Source organism: Streptomyces sp. NPDC058291 (genome assembly GCF_042880855.1).
Lineage (GTDB): Bacteria > Actinomycetota > Actinomycetes > Streptomycetales > Streptomycetaceae > Streptomyces.
Map to the genome: position 1 here is coordinate 1 of NZ_JBHVYK010000089.1, position 14,381 is coordinate 14,381.

Genomic DNA, 14,381 nt, shown 5'->3' on the forward strand with positions numbered 1-14,381 from the left:
GATCGGGGCCGGGAGCCGGGAGCCGGGAGCCGGGAGCCGGGGATCGGGGCCGGCGGCCAGGGCCGGGGCCGGGGATCGGAGATCGACCGTCGCCGCCGGCCGCCGGCGATGACGCGCCGCTCGGAAGGGCGTTGAGTCAGGCTGTGCGTTTGCGGGTCGCCGTCTTCTTCGCTGCGGTCTTCTTCTCGGTCGCCGTAGCCGTCGCCGTCGCCGTCGTCGACGCCTTCTTCGCGGCGGTCTTCTTCGCCGTGCTCTTGGCACCCGCCGTGCTCTTGGCGCCCGCCGTGGTCTTGGTGCCCGCCGTCGTCTTCGCTCCCGCGGTGCTCTTCGACGCCGCCTGCTTCTTCGCCGCCTGCGTCGACTTCCTCGAAGCGGCCGTCGTCTTCTTCGCCGTGGACGTCGACTTCTTGCCGCCGGTCTGCTTGGGAGCGCTGCGGGCGGACGTGCGCTGGGGCAGGCGGCTCACCTTCGCCGCCTCCGGCTCCGCCGCGGGCTCCCGCTCCTCGCCCCGCGACTCCTTGGCCGCCCGCACGCTCTTCTCCAGGGCGGCCATGAGGTCCAGCACCTTGCCGCTGGACGGCGCGCTCGGGGCCTCGCGGGGCGTCTCGCCGGCCGCCTTCGCCGCGACGACCTCCTCGACGGCCTCGCGGTACTCGTCGTGCAGGTCGTCGAGGTCGACCTCGCCCAGGGTGTCCATCAGGGCGTCCGCGAGGTCGAGTTCCTTGTCGCGGACGGTGACGGAGGTGTCCGGGGCGACGCCCTCCGGCGCGCGGACCTCGTCCGGCCAGAGCAGACCGTGCATGGCGATCGCGTCGCCGACCACGCGGAGCATCCCGAGGCGTTCGCGGCCGCGCAGGGCGTACTTCGCGATGGCCACCTTGTTGCTGCGCTTCAGGGCCTCCCTGAGCAGCGTGTAAGGCTTCGCCGCCGGGGCGCCGCCCGCCTGGAGGTAGTAGGCGGCGTCCATCTGGAGCGGGTCGATCCGGTCGGCCGGGACGAAGGCCACGATCTCGATCGTCCTCGCGGTCGGGAGCGGCAGGTGGGACAGGTCCTCGTCGGTGATCGGGATGATCGTGCCGTCCGCGTCCTCGTACCCCTTGCCGATCTCGGCCGAGGTCACCTCGCGCTCCTCCAGTTCGCAGACCTTGCGGTAGCGGATGCGGCCGCCGTCCTCGGTGTGGATCTGGCGGAAGGAGATCGAGTGGCTCTCGGTGGCGTTCACCAGCTTGATCGGGATGCTGACGAGGCCGAACGAGATGGCGCCGTTCCAGATGGATCGCACGTGCAGCACCCTCCCGAGTGAGCGTTATGTACCGGTTTCGTGTGATTCTCATCGTATGACGCCGATCACCGAGGTGGAGGGGCGGCGGCTCGCGCTCAGCAATCTGGACAAGGTGCTGTATCCGGCGACCGGGTTCACCAAGGGCGAGGTGCTGCACTACTACGCGACCGTCGCCGATGCCCTGCTGCCCCATCTGCGCGACCGGCCGCTGTCCTTCCTGCGCTATCCGGACGGGCCCGACGGGCAGGTCTTCTTCGCCAAGAACGTGCCGCCGGGGACGCCCGAGTGGGTCACCACCGCCGAGGTGCCGCGTTCGGAGGGGCCGGCGCGGATGGTGGTCGTGCAGGACCTGGCGAGCCTCGTCTGGGCGGCGAACCTCGTCACCGAGTTCCATACGCCCCAGTGGGTGATTCAGGAGCCGGAGCTCGCCGACCGGCTCGTCTTCGACCTCGATCCCGGCGCCCCCGCGACCGTCGTCGAGTGCTGCGAGGTCGCGCTGTGGCTGCGGGAGCGGCTGGCGGCGGACGGGATCGAGGCGTACCCCAAGACGTCCGGGTCGAAGGGGCTGCATCTGCTGGCGGCGGTGCGGGGGGCGTCGTCCGAACGGGTCACGGAGTACGCCAAACAGCTGGCCGTGGAGGCGGAACGGGCCGCTCCGCGGCTGGTGCTGCACCGGATGACACGGAGCCTGCGGCCGGGGAAGGTGTTCGTCGACTGGAGCCAGAACGCGGCGCGCAAGACGACGGCCGCGCCCTACACGCTGCGGGCCCGGGGGGAGCCCACGGTGTCGGCGCCGGTGACGTGGGAGGAGGTCGAGGAGTGCCGGTCGGCCGGGACGCTCGCCTTCACGGCGTCCGACGTCCCGCCGCGACTGCGGGATTTCGGCGATCTGCTGGCGCCGCTGACCGACGCGGACCGGGCGGGGGCGGTGCCGGGGGCGGCGTCCTGACGCCGTCGGTGCCCCGGCCCCCGGCCTCCCCCTGGCCTCCCGCCGGTTCGGTGACGGGAGCTGCCCCGCACCCCGCAGGACTCGCACACCCCGCGCTCCCCGGACTCACCTCACTCACCTCACTCACCTCACACCCGCGCCCAGGTCCCCCGGTCCCTGGCCATCGCGTGCAGGGCTTCCACGTCCGCCGGTTTGAGGACGCCGCCCAGGCGCGCCAGGTCGGGGAGGTCGGCGTCGGTCAGGACGCGGGTCCCCCGCGGGGGCGACGTCACGGAGACGTCCGCCGGCCCGACGAGGACCAGGACCGGGCGGACCTCGGCCGTCAGGGCGTAGGAGGCGCGGTCGGCGGCGGCGCGCGCCCGGCGCAGCAGGGGCTCGGGGCCGCGGCGGCCCAGGACGACCATCGGGTCCGTGATCCGCACCCGCTGTCTGCGGGCGGGCACCGTGTGGATCGCGAACAGGCCGGCGGGGCCGATGGCCAGGTGGTGGACCCGGTCGCCGCCGGGCAGGGCGACGGAGTGCAGGGTGTGCCAGCCGGCGCCGTCGAGACGGTCCAGGGCGTCGCCGACCGTCTGCTCGGCCGCCAGAGCACGGCGGCGGGGGTCGGTGCGGAGCCGGTGGGCGGGGGGCGGGTCGCGGTCCAGGTCGATCACCAGGGCCTCGCCGGGGCGGTTGGGGGCCAGGTCGTCGTCCGGGTGGAGGGAGAGCCGGGCCAGCTCCGCGGGAGTCGGCGCCGGAGGCGGGCCCACCGTGACCGGGCCGGTGAGGAAGGGACCGAGGGCTTCCAGGACGTCCTGTCTGCGCTCGTCCCCGATGAGGTTGATCCTGGCCGCCTCGCGGTCGTACCAGGCGATGTTGCTGCCGTCCGCGAGGCAGACGTAGATCCGTTCCCGGCCGTGCCGCCAGGTCGGTATGACGCGCAGTCCGTTCATGCACCATCACCCCTTCGACCATGGGAACAGGAGGGGCGCTCCGGGGCAAGAAGGCGGTTACCCACGGCGCGTGCTGGGCAGGCACTGGGCAGTGCGTTGGGGGAGGCGCCGTTGCGGACCCGCAGGAAACAGCCTGGCGTACCTCTTCCGGACCGTCCGTGGAGCGAGATCGTGCCCGGCCTGTGGATGGGCGGCCACGAGTTCCGGGGGCCCGGCGGAGAGCGGCGGCCGGCCGTGGCGCGCGGCGAGTTCGATCTCGTCCAGACGCTGACCCGGGCCCGCGAGGGGCACGGACCCGATCCCGGTGTGCGCCACCAGGTGTGGCCGATCCCGGACGGACCGCTGGACGGAACCCAGCTCGCCGGGGTGATCCGGCTGGCGCAGGCGGCGGGGGACGCCATCGACGAGGGCCTCGTGGTGCTCGTCCGGTGTTACAGCGGTTACAACCGCTCGGGCCTGGTCGTGGCCCACACATTGGTGCGCCAGGGGCACTCGGCCGACGGGGCCATCCGGCTGATACGGTCACGGCGCTCGCCCTGGGCCCTGCACAACGAGCTGTTCGTGGAGTACCTGCGGGCGGGGCTGCCCACGGCCAGGCTCCTGGAGGAGCTGGCCGAATAGCCGAGTGATCGTGGTAGCCGAGTGATCGTGACAACCGAGTAATCGCTTCCTCCATGGTCAGCGTCACAGGCACGGCGCTTCAGGGCCGCAGTACGCTGCGTCAGCGCCGCCGGCCCACCGGTACGCAAAACGGACTTCCCTATGAATAAGGTGTACGGGGCCTGGCGTCATCGTCGTCCGAGAGGAGCCACAGGAGTCCCGTGTTCCGCAGCCGTCCCGGTCTCCCCGGTCTCCCCGGTGGCCCCGGTCGCCCCGGTCGCCCCGCCCTTTGCGGCCGGCGGCCCGTGCTCGCCGCCGCCGTCGCCGTCCTGCTGGCCTCGGCCGCGGTGGGCTGCGGAGACGCCGGCGAGCTGCAGGGCGCGGGGGCGACGCCGACGGCCGTCAGCCCGGACAAGCTGTGGCCCGATCTGACCCCCGCCTCCAGTCCGGCCTTCGACATCGGCGAGGTGGACACCGAGGTGGTCAAGGGCATCACCGTGCCGCACGGCGACATCCGCGAGGTGGACCCGGTCGCGGTGGTGCGCAGGGAGATCGCCGAGCACCCGGGCGACTACGGCGCGGGAACCTACGGCGAGACGGCCCGCCGGATGGCCGACTGCGGCAGGAGCGGCGCGGCGGGCAGCAGGTGCCCCGTACTCAAGGCGTATTACCGCGACCTCACCGGCGACGGACACGACGACCTGACCCTCGGCTTCCGGCAACTGCCCGGCAACCTGACGGCCGTCCGCGTCTACACCGTGCGCAAGAACCGGCTCGTGCAGATCATGGCCTACGAGGACGCCGTGAGCGCGGTCGAGCTGGCCGGGCGGTCCGTGATCATCCGCGCCCCCTCCGAGGTGGCCGGCTACGAGTACCGGCTGCAGTGGACCTGGGACCAGCAGCAGCAGGCGATGCTGCTCACCCACGACGAGATGCTCCGCATCGGCGGTCGCAAGCTCTCCCCCCGGCCCTCCGTCTCCGTCAGCCCCTCCACGTCGTCCTCCGCGTCACCGTCGGGCTCGGCGTCCGCGTCCGCGTCGTCATCGACATCCCCTTCGACATCTTCGGCTTCTTCGACGGCGTCCTCGTACGCGAGCGGTCGATGAGGCCGGCGTTGCCCTCCTGGGCCGGCACGCTCGCCGTGAAGGCCGCCGCCTTCATCACGGTGATGTGCTGCGCGCTGGCCGCCCTGCTCGGCATCCTGGTGCACGTCTCGGTGACCAACCAGACCGTCGGCCAGGCCCGCGACCTGGCGTTGTCCCGGCTGAAGGACGCGACGACGGCGTTCGAGGCCGGGGACTCGCTCGGCCGGGGGGCGAGCCTGGATCCGCCCGAGCTGCCCACGTCGTTGCGATCCCTGGCGGTCGCCGGGGAGCGCGGCACGATGGTCGCTGACCGGCGGGGGCGCCCCACGATGTGGGCGGCCGGCCCCGCCGACGGTGGGCGGGCCCTCGCCGTCGTGATCGACTACTCGCAGAGCGCCCACACCATCGAGGCGCTCGACACCGCGATCCTGTGGTCGTCAGCGCTGGCCATCGGGGCGACGCTGCTGGTCGGCGCCGTCGCCGTGACCCGGGTGACCCGGCGGCTGCACACCACCGCGCAGGTGGCCCGGCGGATCACCGCCGGCGACCTGGACGCGCGGGTGGACGACCGTCGGGCGAAGGAGCCTGGCCGGCCGCAGGACGAGGTGGGCGCGGTCGCCGTCGCGCTGGACTCCATGGCGTCCTCGCTGCAGGGCAAGCTGCTGAGCGAGCAGCGCTTCACCGCCGACGTGGCGCACGAGCTGCGCACGCCGCTGACCGGGCTGCACGCGGCGGCCGAGCTGCTGCCGCCGGGACGGCCGACGGAACTGGTGCGCGACCGGGTGGCGGCGCTGCGCACGCTCACCGAGGACCTGCTGGAGATCTCCCGGCTGGACACCGGGCGGGAACGGCTGGAGCTGGACGCCGAGAACCTGGGCGCGCTGGCGGTGCGGGTGGTGCGGGCGGCGGAGGCCACGGACTTCTTCGAGACTCCGGCGGCCTCCGGGCCGTCGGCAGCCCCCGGCTCTCCGACAGCCCCCGGGCCGTCGGCGGCCCCCGGCTCTCCGACACCCGGCGGGACTTCGGCGGCCCCCGGCTCTCCGACACCCGGCGGGACTTCGGCGGCCCGCGAGGCTCAGGCGGCCTCCGGGACTTCGGCGGCCCGCGAGGCTCAGGCGGCCTCCGGGACGACGGCAACGGACGGGAGCACCGCTACGCACGGGACGGCCGCGGCGGACGGGGCTCCGAGGCCGTCCAAGACGCCGAAGGCGTCCGGGCGTCCGGCCGACTCCGGAGGTCCGGCCGACTCCGGGCGTCCAGCCGACTCCGGCGGCCCGGCCGACTCCGGGCGTCCGGCCGACTCCGGAGGTCCGGCCGACTCCGGGCGTCCAGCCGACTCCGGGGGTCCGGCCGACTCCGGGCGTCCCGCCGACTCCGGGCGTCCCGCCGACTCCGGGGGTCCGGTCTCCTCCCGCGCTGCGGACGTCTCGGGGAGTGCGGCGACCGGCGGGGCTTCGACGACCGGCGGCGAGGTCACGGTCGTCATCGTGCGGGACGCGCACGTGGAGACCGACCGCCGGCGGCTGGAGCGGGTGCTCGGCAATCTGCTGGCCAACGCGCACCGGCACGGGCGGGCCCCGGTGACGCTCACGGTCGACGGGCCCGTGGTCACCGTGCGGGACCACGGGGACGGCTATCCGCAGTACCTGCTCACGCACGGGCCGCAGCGGTTCCGCACCGAGGGCGGGGCGAAGGGGCACGGCCTCGGCCTGACCATCGCGGTGGGGCAGGCGGAGGTGCTGGGCGCGCGACTGACGTTCACCAACGCGCCGGACGGCGGTGCGGTGGCGACGCTGACGCTGCCTCAGACGCCTCCCGCTCCGTCCCGCCTCCCCGATGGCGCAGCGTGACGGGCGACACGCGCGAACCGCTCCTAATGTGGCGATAAGTCAGCTCCACCCTCTTCCTGGAGGTATCGCCATGTCCGTGCGTTCGGCTCTCACCCGTCTCGCCATAGTCACCGCAACCGGCGCCCTCGCCGCCACCGCGGCCGTCGCCCCGGCGTTCGCCGACGACTGGGACGGTGACGGCGGCGGCAACAACACCCAGGGCGACGACTCGTACGACTGGCTCGACCAAGGCGGCGGAGGCGACGGAGGCGACGGAGGCGGCCAGAACGGTCAGGGCGACCAGAACGGCCAAGGCAGCCAGGGGAACCAGAACGGCCAGGGCAACCAGGCCGCTCAGAACGGCCAAGGGAACCAGAGCAGCCAGGGCAACCAGAACGGCCAGAACGGGAACTGGCAGTCCGGTGGCGGCGGCAACGGCAACGCGCAGTCGGGCGACGGCGGCGGCAACTGGCAGTCCAGTGGCGGCGACAGCGGCGGCGGCAACGGCAACGCACAGTCAGGCGGCGGCGGCGACTGGCAGTCGGGCAACCAGAACGACGCCCGCCACTATCGCGGACGCGTCACCGCGCGCGAGCTGCTGCTGCGCAGCGCGCCCACCCGTGCCGGTCAGGTGATCCGGGTGGCCCGTCGCGGCGAGATCGTCTCCATCTTCTGCAGGACCCCCGGTCAGAACGTCCAGGGCGACTCCGTCTGGTACCTCCTCACGGACGGCACCTGGGCCTGGGGCGCGGCGCGGTACATCGACGTCATCGGCGCGACGCCGCGCTGGTGCTGACCCGAAAGATCGTCAACGGCTCACAAGGAGCCCCATTTAGGTAGGTTCCGGACATGACGAAAGTCGGAGTCGGAGCAGGAACCGGTACCACCGTGGCGGCGGCCGACGCGCCCGCCGCTCTGGTGGGCCTCCCCCGGCGCCGTGGCGTCGAACTGTCCCTCATCGTGCTGGCCGTTCTGCTCTCCGTGTACGGGTACTGCGCCGTCGGTCTCGCCAGGAGCGGTTCCGTGCCGCCCGGCGCCGCAGGTTACGGCGCGGGACTGGGGGTGCTCGCGCTGCTGGCGCATCTCGCCGTGCGGCTGCGCGCCCCCTGCGCCGACCCGCTGCTGCTCCCCATCGCCGTGCTGCTCAACGGGATGGGCCTGGTGCTGATCTACCGGCTCGATCTGGAGACGCCCGGCGACCGGGCGGCGCCCACGCAGCTGGTGTGGTCCACGGTCGGGGTGGCCCTGTTCATCGTGGTCGTGACGGCGCTGCGCGACCACCGCCTGCTGCAGCGGTACTCGTACGTGTGCGTGGTGGCGGCGCTCGCCCTCCTCACGCTGCCCATCCTGTTCCCGGCGGTGAACGGGGCGCGGATCTGGATCCGCATCGCCGGTTTCTCCATCCAGCCGGGCGAGTTCGCGAAGGTGCTGCTGGCGGTGTTCTTCGCCGCCTATCTGGCGGCCAACCGCACGGCGCTGAGCTACGCGGGCCGCCGGATCTGGTGCTTCAGCCGGATGCAGCTGCCCACCGGACGGGTGCTCGGGCCGATCGTCACGATCTGGCTGCTGAGCGTCGGGGTACTGGTCCTGGAGCGGGACCTCGGCACGTCCCTGCTCTTCTTCGGCCTGTTCGTGGTGATGCTCTACGTCGCCACCGGCCGCACCGGCTGGATCGCCGTGGGGCTGCTGCTCGCCTCGCTCGGCGCGGTCGCCGTCGGCCGTCTGGAGCCGCACGTGCACAGCAGGGTCGAGGACTGGCTGCACCCGTTCGCCTCGATCGAGGCCGGTCAGGGCGCCAACCAGCTCGCGCAGTCGCTGTTCTCCTTCGCGGCCGGCGGGGTGTTCGGGACCGGGCTGGGCGTCGGCCACTCGGTCCTCATCGGCTTCGCGGCGAAGTCGGACTTCATCCTGGCGACGGCGGGCGAGGAGCTGGGTCTGGCGGGGCTGTCGGCGCTGTTCCTGCTCTACGGTCTGCTCGTGGAGCGCGGCTACCGGGCCGGTCTGTCGCTGCGTGACCCCTTCGGGCGGCTGCTGGCCGCCGGCCTCGCCTCGATCGTGGCGCTCCAGGTGTTCGTGATCGCGGGCGGGGTGACCGGCCTGATCCCGCTCACCGGCATGGCGATGCCGTTCCTGGCGCAGGGCGGCTCGTCGGTGGTCACCAACTGGGCGATCGTGGCGCTGCTGATCCGGGTGAGCGACTCGGCCCGCAGTCCCTACGCCGATCCGGTCGACGCTCAGGCCGCCGATCCGGTCGACGCTCAGGCCGCCGATCCGGTCGACGGTCCGACCGCCGGTCGGGGGGCCCGTGAAGTGCCCCGCGGGTTGGCCCGTCGGGCCGGCGAAGCATCCGCACGACCGCACGACGCGCCGGTGGCCGCACCGGCCGACACATCGGTGGGCACATCGGTGGGCACATCGGTGGACACACTGGTCGACGAGAGCCCAGGGGGGACCCGGTGACCCGGCACATCCGGCATGCCGCCCTCTTCTGCGCCCTGCTGCTGGTGGCGCTCCTGGCCAACGCGGCGCGCGTCCAGCTCGTCCAGTCCGGTCCGTACGACGACAACCCCGCCAACCGGCGTGGCTCCATCGCCCGTTACGCCCAGCCGCGCGGGGACATCCTGGTCGGCGGCACCCCGGTCACCGGCTCCCGGGACACCGGGGAGCAACTGCGCTACGAGCGCACGTACCAGGACGGGCCGCTGTACGCGCCGGTGACCGGGTTCGCCTCCCAGGTGTACGGGACGACGTTCCTGGAGCACGCCGGGGACGGCGTGCTCTCCGGGTCGGACCCGCTGCTCTCGCCGTTCCCCCTGTGGAACGACGTCACGCACGGGCGGCCGGCCGGCGGCGACGTGGTGACGACGCTGAACCGCCACGCCCAGTGGGCCGCCTACGAGGGTCTGGACGGGCGCAAGGGCGCGGTGGCGGCGGTGGAGCCGTCGACGGGGCGGGTGCTGGCGCTGGTGTCGAGCCCCTCGTACGACCCGGGGGCGCTGTCCGGCAACGACGCCGCGGCCGAGCGGGCGTGGGCCCGGCTCAACCGGGACCCGGACAAGCCGATGCTGAACCGGGCGGTGCGGCAGACGTATCCGCCGGGGTCGACCTTCAAGGTGGTCACCGCGGCGGCGGCGCTGGACGCGGGCGTGGTCACGGACCTGGACGCGCCGACCGACTCCCCCGCCCCCTACCGGCTGCCCGGGACGACGACGCGTCTGACGAACGAGGGCGAGGGCTGCGAGGACGCGCCCCTGCGGGAGGCCTTCACGTGGTCGTGCAACACGGTGTTCGCCAAGCTCGGCGTGGACACGGGGCTGCCCGCGATGACCCGGACGGCCCGGGCGTTCGGCTTCAACGACGAGAACGTGCGGATCCCCTTCGCCGTCGCGCCGAGCACCTTCGACACCTCGCTCGACCGGGCGCAGCTGGCGTTGTCCTCGATCGGCCAGTACAACACGCGGGCCACCCCGCTGCAGATGGCGATGGTGTCGGCGGCCGTCGCCGACGGGGGGCGGGTGCGCACGCCGTATCTGGTGGAGCGGACCACGCGCAGGGGCGGCGCGACGGTGGCCACGGCCGGCCCCCGGCCGTCCCGCCAGGCGATGCTCCCCTCGACGGCGCGGCGGCTGCGGGAGCTGATGGCGGACGTGGTGCGGGAGGGCACCGGGACCAACGCCGCGATCCCGGGCGCGATCGTCGGCGGCAAGACGGGCACCGCACAGCACGGGCTCGGCAACGCCGGCGTCCCCTACGCCTGGTTCGTCTCCTGGGCGCAGGGCGAGCGGGATCTGGAGCCGAGGGTCGCGGTCGCGGTGGTGGTGGAGGACGGGTCGGCGCGCCGCGGGGACGTCACCGGGGGCGGGATGGCCGCGCCGATCGCACGGGCGGTGATGGAGGCGGTGCTCAACTCGTGAGACGGGGGGTACCGGGACGCGAGAGGAGTGTCCTACCGTCCGCTCATGACTGACGCCGGAGCTGAGAACGTCACCGAGACAGCCGCTTTCGAACTCGCACAGGTCAACATCTCCCGACTCAAGTTTCCCCTGGACTCGCCCGAGTTGAAGGACTTCGTGGATTCCCTCGAACCGGTCAACGCCACCGCGGAGGCGGCCGACGGCTATGTGTGGCGGCTCCAGTCCGAAGGCGGCGACGCGACCGACGTCGAGGTCTTCGGGGACTCCTGGCTGATCGTCAACCTGACGGTGTGGCGGGACCTCGACGCGCTGACCTCGTTCATGTACCAGGGACGGCACCGCGAGTTGCTCGCCCGGCGACGGGAGTTCTTCGAACGGGTGGCGGAGGCGATGACGGCCCTGTGGTGGGTGCCGGCCGGGCACCGCCCGACGGTCGCGGAGGCCGAGTCCCGTCTCCTCCATCTGCGCGCGAACGGCCCTACGCCGTACGCCTTCGGGCTGCGCACGTCGTTCCCGCCGCAGGGCGCGCAGCCGCCGGCCTTCGAGGTCCCCGGGGACCTGGGCTGCTCGGTCTGATCGGCCCGGGGCCGCCGGGGAGCCGGCGCCGGAGGCCACGGCGCTCGTCGGCGGTCACCGATGCCGCGCGCCGGGCAACGGCTCCCGGCGCTCCAGCCACGCGGCGGGGACGGCCGTCACACCCGTGCGGGCGGCCACGACGCCGCCGGTGACGGCGCAGGTGGTGTCGACGTCCCCGAAGCCCTCGGCGGTGGCCCACAGGGCGGCGACGAGGTCGTCGGGGTGGCGGGCGGCGGACCAGACGGCGAAGGGCACGGTGTCGTCTGCGCGGACGCGCTGACCGTTGCCCAGGATGTCGGCGGCCTTCCAGGGCTCGGTGGCGAAGGGGAGTCCGGCGGCGCGGAGAAGGCCGTCGCGGGTGGCGCTGTCCGGGGTCCACGCCGCCACCTCGGCGAGGTCGAGCCGCCCCGTGACCGACAGCGCCGCGGCCACCGCCACGGCGACCGCGCCCGCGACGCCCTCCGGATGGGCGTGGGTGACCTCCGCGGAGCGGGCGGCCTGTTCGACGACCCGCGTCAGGTCGGCGTGGAACCAGGCGCCCAGCGGCGCCACCCGCATCGCCGCCCCGTTGCCGAGACTGCCCTCGCCCCCGAAGAGCTCACGGCTGAACTCCGGCCAGCGGGCGGGTTCGTGGAGCAGCCGGGGCAGCAGCTCGTGCATGCCGCGGCCGTAGCCGCGGGCCGGGTCGGCGTCGTGGCCGAGCGCGAAGGCGAGCGCGAGGTCGCGCTGCCGTATCTCCCCGTACTGGTCGAGCACCCGGAGCAGGCCGAGGGCCATCGCCGTGTCGTCGGTCCAGTGCCACTCCGGTTCCTCGGGGGTCCGGCGGGCGCGGACCTCGTCGTAGGCCTGCCGGGGATCCCGGAAGAGCGGGAACCAGCGTTCCCCGAACGCGTCGCCGAGGGCCAGGCCCTCCAGACTGCGGCGGGCGGCGGCTTCGCCGGCGTCGTTTCCGTGCGCGGTGCTCAAGCGGCGTCCCCCCTGCGGTCCGTGGAGGTCGATTCTCGCAGCACCCGGCCGGGCCCGGACCAACAAATGGCGCGTGAGGGATTGACGGCCTTGCTGACAGGCAGTCTCATAAGAGTCATGACGACCCTCACGGATGCCGACGCGCTGGAAGGGCTGCGGGACGCGCTGGGCCTGCTCAAGGACCGGGAGCAGGTGGCCGAACGGCTGCTCGCGTCCTCCGCCAAGCACTCCTTCGACCCGGACCGGGAACTGGACTGGGACGCCCCCTTCGAGGACGGCAAGTGGTTCTGGCCCCCGGAGTTGGTGTCGCTCTACGACACGCCGATGTGGCGGCGGATGGGCGAGGAGCAGCGGATCCTGCTGTCGCGGCACGAGGCCGCCGCGCTCGCCTCCCTCGGGATCTGGTTCGAGCTCATCCTCATGCAGCTGCTCGTCCGGCACGTCTACGACAAGGCCGCGACGAGCGCGCACGTGCGGTACGCGCTCACCGAGATCGAGGACGAGTGCCGGCACTCGAAGATGTTCGCCCGCCTGATCACCCGGGGCGAGACGCCCTGGTACCCGGTGAGCCGCGCCCACCAGCACCTGGGCCGGGTGTTCAAGACGATCTCCACGACGCCCGGCTCCTTCACCGCCACCCTGCTCGGCGAGGAGGTCCTCGACTGGATGCAGCGGCTGACCTTCCCGGACGAGCGGGTCCAGCCGCTGGTGCGGGGCGTCACCCGGATCCACGTCGTGGAGGAGGCCCGGCACGTGCGCTACGCCCGTGAGGAGCTGCGCCGCCAGATGATGACGGCGCCGAGGTGGTCCCAGGAGTTCACGAGGGTGACGTCGGGCGAGTTCGCGCGGGTGTTCTCCGTGGCCTTCGTGAATCCGGACGTCTACACGAACGTCGGCCTGGACCAACGGGAGGCCGTGGCCCAGGTCCGGGCGAGCGGGCACCGCCGGGAGGTCATGCAGACGGGATCGAAGAAGCTGACGGACTTCCTGGACGACATAGGGGTGCTCCGGGGCGTCGGGCGGCGGCTGTGGAGGTCGTCCGGCCTGCTGGCCTGACCCGGCGGCGGGCACGGGCCGGGGGTGGGCGATTACCCTGCACGTCATGACCCCCGCCGCGCCCGCCTACCGTCGTCTCAGTGTCGAGGAGCGCCGCAGTCAGCTCCTCGACACGGCGCTGTCGCTCTTCGCGCACCGCGTTCCCGAGGACGTCTCGCTGGACGACGTGGCGGAGGCCGCCGGGGTGTCCCGGCCGCTCGTCTACCGGTACTTCCCCGGTGGCAAGCAGCAGCTCTACGAGGCCGCCCTGCGCTCCGCCGCCGACGAGCTGCACCACTGCTTCGACGAACCCCACGACGGCCCGCTGCTGCCCCGCCTCGCCCGCGTCCTCGACCGCTATCTGACCTTCGTCGGCCGCCATGACGCCGGGTTCAGCGCCCTGCTCCAGGGCGGCAGCGTCGTCGAGACCTCCCGGACGACCGCCACCGTCGACGGGGTGCGACGGGCCGCCGCCGAGGCCATCTACAGCCACCTCGGGGTCCCCGCGCCCGGGCCCCGGCTGCGGATGACCGTGCGGATGTGGATCACCGCGGTCGAGGCGGCCTCCCTCATCTGGCTCGACGAGGACAAGCAGCCGCCCGCCGACGAGCTGCGGGACTGGCTGGTGGACCAGTTCGTCGCGGTCCTCACGGTGACCGCGGCGCGCGACGCGCAGACCGCCGAGCTGGTCCGCGATGCGCTGGCCGCCGGGACCTGATCGACACTGGTGTCGTGAAGAGCGAAGACACCCCCTTCGAGGGCGGCCCCATGGACGGCCGGGTGCTGCCCGTGCTGCTGGGCCCGACCGGGCACCCGCCCAAGATCTACCGCATCCCCGTCCCCGACGCGGCCGGGGGCCCTCCGACCGTTCTGGTCTACCGGCGCGCGCCGCGCGGCCACAGCAGGCGGCTCGGGCTGCCGCGGGGCTGGAAGTACGAATTCGATCCGGAGGGGAAGGGCGACGAGCGGCCCCGCTGGCCCTGGTCCAAACCTGCCGCGCGACCCGCCACGCGCCCCGATCGGTGACCCGCTGAACGACCGACACGGCGACACGCCACGCGCCCCGATCGGTGACCCGCTGAACGACCGACACGGCGACACGACAGTGACCCGCTGAGCGACCGACGCAACGACACGACAGTGACCCGCTGAGCGACCGACGCGGCGGCACGACAGTGACCCGATCGGTGGCCCGCTGAGCGACCGCCACGCA

General features: G+C 73.3%; 14 protein-coding genes and 1 pseudogene. 12 read left to right on the forward strand and 3 right to left on the reverse strand.

Going from position 1 to position 14,381, the window contains the following annotated elements:
- Nucleotides 1–136 precede the first annotated feature (136 nt).
- On the reverse strand, nucleotides 137–1,291 hold the full coding sequence (locus tag ACFVYK_RS31540; RefSeq protein ID WP_389779898.1) for a Ku protein: 1,155 nt from the start codon (nucleotides 1,289–1,291) through the stop codon (nucleotides 137–139).
- Nucleotides 1,292–1,337: 46 nt separating this feature from the next.
- On the opposite strand from ACFVYK_RS31540, the gene ligD reads away from it, so the two are divergent.
- Nucleotides 1,338–2,231 (forward strand): non-homologous end-joining DNA ligase, encoded by an 894-nt coding sequence (gene ligD / locus ACFVYK_RS31545; RefSeq protein ID WP_389779900.1) that lies wholly within the window; start codon nucleotides 1,338–1,340, stop codon nucleotides 2,229–2,231.
- A 128-nt stretch (nucleotides 2,232–2,359) separates the two neighbouring features.
- Here the strand turns inward: ligD and ACFVYK_RS31550 are convergent, their stop codons facing one another.
- Nucleotides 2,360–3,163 (reverse strand): nuclease-related domain-containing protein, encoded by an 804-nt coding sequence (locus tag ACFVYK_RS31550; protein WP_389779902.1) that lies wholly within the window; start codon nucleotides 3,161–3,163, stop codon nucleotides 2,360–2,362.
- Between the two features lie 111 nt (nucleotides 3,164–3,274).
- On the opposite strand from ACFVYK_RS31550, the gene ACFVYK_RS31555 reads away from it, so the two are divergent.
- The 8 genes and pseudogenes from ACFVYK_RS31555 to ACFVYK_RS31590 all read left to right on the forward strand — a co-directional run bounded on the left by ACFVYK_RS31555 (nucleotide 3,275) and on the right by ACFVYK_RS31590 (nucleotide 11,167).
- Nucleotides 3,275–3,784, forward strand: coding sequence for a protein phosphatase (locus ACFVYK_RS31555; RefSeq protein WP_389779904.1), 510 nt, complete (start codon nucleotides 3,275–3,277; stop codon nucleotides 3,782–3,784).
- 284 nt (nucleotides 3,785–4,068) lie between these two features.
- On the forward strand, nucleotides 4,069–4,869 hold the full coding sequence (locus tag ACFVYK_RS31560; RefSeq protein WP_389779905.1) for a hypothetical protein: 801 nt from the start codon (nucleotides 4,069–4,071) through the stop codon (nucleotides 4,867–4,869).
- A pseudogene (locus ACFVYK_RS31565) lies at nucleotides 4,866–5,756 on the forward strand (histidine kinase dimerization/phospho-acceptor domain-containing protein); the annotation flags it as partial. The gene ACFVYK_RS31560 and the pseudogene ACFVYK_RS31565, both read left to right, overlap by 4 nt.
- On the forward strand, nucleotides 5,745–6,698 hold the full coding sequence (locus tag ACFVYK_RS31570) for an ATP-binding protein (protein ID WP_389779940.1): 954 nt from the start codon (nucleotides 5,745–5,747) through the stop codon (nucleotides 6,696–6,698). The pseudogene ACFVYK_RS31565 and the gene ACFVYK_RS31570, both read left to right, overlap by 12 nt.
- 70 nt (nucleotides 6,699–6,768) lie before the next feature.
- Complete coding sequence (locus ACFVYK_RS31575; protein WP_389779906.1) at nucleotides 6,769–7,473, forward strand: SH3 domain-containing protein; 705 nt, start codon at nucleotides 6,769–6,771, stop codon at nucleotides 7,471–7,473.
- Between the two features lie 53 nt (nucleotides 7,474–7,526).
- Nucleotides 7,527–9,137 carry an FtsW/RodA/SpoVE family cell cycle protein gene (locus ACFVYK_RS31580; protein WP_389779908.1) on the forward strand — a complete coding sequence of 537 codons (1,611 nt, stop codon included), beginning with the start codon at nucleotides 7,527–7,529 and terminating at the stop codon, nucleotides 9,135–9,137.
- Entirely contained in the window at nucleotides 9,134–10,591 is a 1,458-nt protein-coding gene (locus ACFVYK_RS31585) for a peptidoglycan D,D-transpeptidase FtsI family protein (protein ID WP_389779910.1), read from the forward strand. Before ACFVYK_RS31580 ends, ACFVYK_RS31585 begins: the two co-directional genes overlap by 4 nt.
- 45 nt (nucleotides 10,592–10,636) lie before the next feature.
- Nucleotides 10,637–11,167 (forward strand): DUF3291 domain-containing protein, encoded by a 531-nt coding sequence (locus ACFVYK_RS31590; RefSeq protein ID WP_389779912.1) that lies wholly within the window; start codon nucleotides 10,637–10,639, stop codon nucleotides 11,165–11,167.
- A gap of 54 nt (nucleotides 11,168–11,221) precedes the next feature.
- Here the strand turns inward: ACFVYK_RS31590 and ACFVYK_RS31595 are convergent, their stop codons facing one another.
- Entirely contained in the window at nucleotides 11,222–12,133 is a 912-nt protein-coding gene (locus tag ACFVYK_RS31595; protein WP_389779913.1) for an ADP-ribosylglycohydrolase family protein, read from the reverse strand.
- Nucleotides 12,134–12,250: 117 nt separating this feature from the next.
- Between ACFVYK_RS31595 and ACFVYK_RS31600 the strand changes: the two genes are divergently transcribed.
- The 3 genes from ACFVYK_RS31600 to ACFVYK_RS31610 are packed head-to-tail and all read left to right on the forward strand — an operon-like array spanning nucleotide 12,251 to nucleotide 14,194.
- Nucleotides 12,251–13,189: a diiron oxygenase gene (locus ACFVYK_RS31600; RefSeq protein WP_389779915.1), complete on the forward strand. Its 939-nt coding sequence runs from the start codon at nucleotides 12,251–12,253 to the stop codon at nucleotides 13,187–13,189.
- Between the two features lie 46 nt (nucleotides 13,190–13,235).
- Nucleotides 13,236–13,886, forward strand: coding sequence for a TetR/AcrR family transcriptional regulator (locus ACFVYK_RS31605; RefSeq protein ID WP_389779916.1), 651 nt, complete (start codon nucleotides 13,236–13,238; stop codon nucleotides 13,884–13,886).
- A 14-nt stretch (nucleotides 13,887–13,900) separates the two neighbouring features.
- Entirely contained in the window at nucleotides 13,901–14,194 is a 294-nt protein-coding gene (locus ACFVYK_RS31610) for a hypothetical protein (protein WP_389779917.1), read from the forward strand.
- Nucleotides 14,195–14,381 lie beyond the last annotated feature (187 nt).